This is a genomic window from Acidithiobacillus sp. TH-A36, from assembly GCF_057473445.1.
Window position 1 is genome coordinate 1 of sequence record NZ_JBYCKP010000219.1, and the last position, 3647, is coordinate 3647.

At 54.3% G+C, this 3647-nt stretch carries 2 protein-coding genes; one reads left to right on the plus strand and one right to left on the minus strand.

Annotated elements, in window-relative coordinates:
* Positions 1-1876, minus strand: a 1876-nt coding sequence (locus AC2VLY_RS05735; protein ID WP_486921919.1) for a YhdP family protein, incomplete at its 3' end; no start/stop codon positions are given.
* Positions 1877-2022: 146 nt separating this feature from the next.
* On the opposite strand from AC2VLY_RS05735, the gene AC2VLY_RS05740 reads away from it, so the two are divergent.
* A partial coding sequence (locus AC2VLY_RS05740) for a [protein-PII] uridylyltransferase family protein (RefSeq protein WP_486921920.1) occupies positions 2023-3647 on the plus strand: 1625 nt, incomplete at its 3' end.

Below are 3647 nucleotides of genomic sequence, written 5' to 3' on the forward strand. Positions count from 1 at the left end.
GGCGTAAAATCGGGGTCTGACGCAAACAGGGCAGCAGTTTTGCCATAGGCAGAGGCGTATTGATTTCTGCATACAGAGGCGATGCAAGTGCCGTATCGAGATTGCCAATAGAAACCTGCGCCTCCCGCACCGGAATGCCGGAAATATCCCCGTGACTGCGAACGGTCAATGCATTTCCAGTCCACAGCAAACGGGCATCCAGATGCTCCGCATCGGGCCAGCGTGCTGCGTAATGCAAATGCACATTGTGAAAATACGCCTGCAGATTCAGATGGTCATGATTGTGGTTTTGGGGCAAATGCTGCCAGGGGCCTCGCCAACGCAAATCTGCCTTGTCCAGAGTGCCACTGAGAAAGGCCCTGGAAAGCCAGCGCTGCAATGCCGGTGAAATTCCCTGCTTCGGCAGAAAAGTGTTGATGTCGCGTACCGGCAGGTGCTGCAGTCGGGCTCGCAAATGCAATTGCTGTGGACCAATGCTGGCAGTTAACTGCAAATCTCCAGGACCATGAACACATAATGGATCGGCCTGCAAAGACCAGTGCTGAGCATTCCAGCGACCGGAAATATTTCCCGAAACTTTTTGTAAAAACCAGGAATGGGCAAAATAACGCGGCCAAAATACCTTCAGTTGTCGGCTTTGCAAGTGCAGGCTGAATTGTTGCGGCTGAAAATCAAGATGGCCGATCAAACCGTCCAGGCGTGGGGCCTTGCCCAGAGCGGGAATATCCAGATCATCCAGCCGGGTTTGTAGTTGCCAGCCCAGCTTTTGGGAGTTCCGGATTTTTGCAAAATGTACCTGCAGGTCCCGCAAACTTCCGTGCCAGGATGATTGGCGCCAGTTTTGCCAGTGCGCTGGTAATAAAGGGCCGGCGATGTCCATAACCAGCTGAACGGGCAAGCGTTTGGCACTGAAATCACCCTGCAATCGCCCCTGCCAGTGGAGACGCAAGCGGGCGGACAAGGGCTGCGCGCTGATCCCGCTGATTTGTGAAATCACAAGCTGCCCCGAGTGGGCAAGCCCTTGCCAGCCGATATTCCCTTCCACCCTGGTCGATTTACGCCCTGAAAAACCCGGATGTTTCCATTGAAAATGGCCGTCCAAAGCGCTGGGTAAGCCACCCTGCCAGACCAGACTACCCTCTGCACTCAGCAGCCCCTGCGGCGCAGGGAAACGGCCATCCAGCTCATGCAACCAGGCCAAGGGCAGGCCATGTAGCGCCCATTGCCCATTTCCTGCCGCGCCCGTGTACTCCAGACTGCCGCCTTGTGCCCAGTCGAGGTGAACCTGCATGTCCGGTCGTAAGCCGCCTGTACTGAGCCACTGCAAATGCAAGTCTGTTGAATGATTATTGTCTGGCAATTCAATCAAAAAATGTTGGATTTGCAGGCGTGCTGGATCCAGCTTGAGATTAAAATGACTGTTGGATTGACCCGATTTCAGTCCGGCCAACTGCCAATGCCCCTGGGCATTTTTGAGGAGTTTTACAGAACCACTGGTCACATCCAGTTTTCTGACCAGCAGGTCGCCCGCGAACAATGGCAAGACAAAAAACCGCAAGTCCACATCATTCAGAGACAAATCCGGATGGGCAGCAGACCCGATCAGTAAATGTTGAAATTGCACAGTGGGTCCACCCTTCCATCCGGTCCGGAGGGCACTCAGTTGCACGGGTTCGGAGAAATGCTCTACCAGGGTGCTGCGCAGATAATCCCGGAGCAGTTCCGGCCTGTAGATAAAAAGCAGATAGGCGGCGAGTACCAGCAGCAGTGCAGCCGCGACCAGCACTGCCGAAATCCGGGCGAACCCAACAGCCAACCTGCGCAGAGACTGTCGCAGTCCTGCCTGATGCGGGGCACCAGCATGGGCATCAGCCATGATGCCCGGTCGATCTCATTAAAAATACTGAGGAAATACGCGAAGTTCCTGAATAGCACAAGAAAATGTAAGAGGATTACATGGGTCGTATCATAATCATCTTCAGGTACACTGTGAACATGTATGCCCTGCCAAGGAAAAGCCCCATGTCCCGGAGACCTGTGCCTGAAAACCCGATGGATGAGAGCCCAAAATCCATGCCCCCGAAAACCGGGACGAGCTTACCCACCCAGATCACCGAAATTCTCCGGCAAATGCCTGTAGACAGGGAAGCCATAGAAGAAATGGTCACGGTCATCTGGGCAACGTTTTCGGAAACCCAACGCAACAAGCTGCTGGATAATGGTGCAGGTTTTTTCCGGCATTGCTTGCAGGTTGCCTGCGCCAGCCCCTTTCTGCGCCAATATCTGCAGTGTCATCCCCAGCATCTGCTCCGGTTGGCCAAGGGAGAAATCACCCCGCTTCCCGACTTGAAGGATCTCAGCCCTGAAGCCTTCAATACGGCACTACGGCGCTATCGGAATGCACGGATGATTGAAATCATCTGGCGGGATCGCATGGCGGGTGAGCAGATGCCGGAAACCGTAGCGGCTGTCAGCGCGCTAGCCGAAGTCTGTCTACAGCAGGCCTGCACATACGGCCAGGCATTATTGGAACAATCCTATGGATGTCCCGGGAACGATGCCGGAGAGGCGGTTGCTTTCGCGGTCATCGGCATGGGCAAACTCGGTGGAAAAGAGCTGAATTTGTCCTCGGATATCGACCTCATTTTCTGCTTTGGCGAAAATGGCAGCAGTAATGGTCCCCGTTCCCTGGAAAACAGTGAATACTTCAGCCGTTTGGGGCGCTGGCTGATTCAGGCGCTGGATCAACCCGGCGCCGAAGGTTTCTGCTTTCGCGTAGACATGCGTCTGCGTCCTTTCGGGGATGCCGGCCCCCTCTGCATCAGTGCTGCCGCCATGGAGCACTATTATCAGGTCCATGGGCGGGGCTGGGAGCGTTACGCTTTCATCAAGGCCCGACCCGTAGCGGGTAACCTGGATTTTGGTGCAAAAGTGCTGGAAATGCTGAGGCCTTTTGTTTACCGCCGCTATCTGGACTTTACCGCCCTGCAGGGACTCCGTGAGGTCAAGGCCCTGATGGATGCCGAGCAGGGCGAAAGCAGTCATGACATTAAAAAAGGACAAGGCGGGATTCGCGAAATCGAATTTATCTGTCAATCGCTCCAGATCATCCATGGGGGGCGTACCCCTCAACTACGCAATACCAACACCCTCAACACGCTGGATATTCTCCACGAACTGAATCTACTGCCAACATCCGATTTTCTGTTATTGGGCAAGGCCTACTGTTTTTTTCGTAATACCGAGCACTGCCTGCAAATGGTCCAGGACCAGCAAACCCAGCAACTTCCCCGCAATGAGAGCGAATGGCAGCGACTGGCTTGCGCCATGCACCATGAGGATGTGGATAGTTTTCGAATGGATCTGGACTGTTTGCGTCAGCAAGTGCATCAGATTTTTTTACAAACGCTGGCTCCGCAAACTGCGCCTTCCAGCAATACCCCGGAACAGGGGCGACAACTCTGGCTGCATGCCCAAAACCATACTCTGGACATGCTCCCTGAAGATCTTTTCCAGCAACTGCATTTTCCAAACCCGACAGAAAGCTGGTCACGACTCTGGCGCTTTGCCCATAGTCGGGATGTCTCTTTGCGGCTATCCACTGAAGGACGCCAGCGTCTGGATAATTTGCTGCCGCAGATACTGGA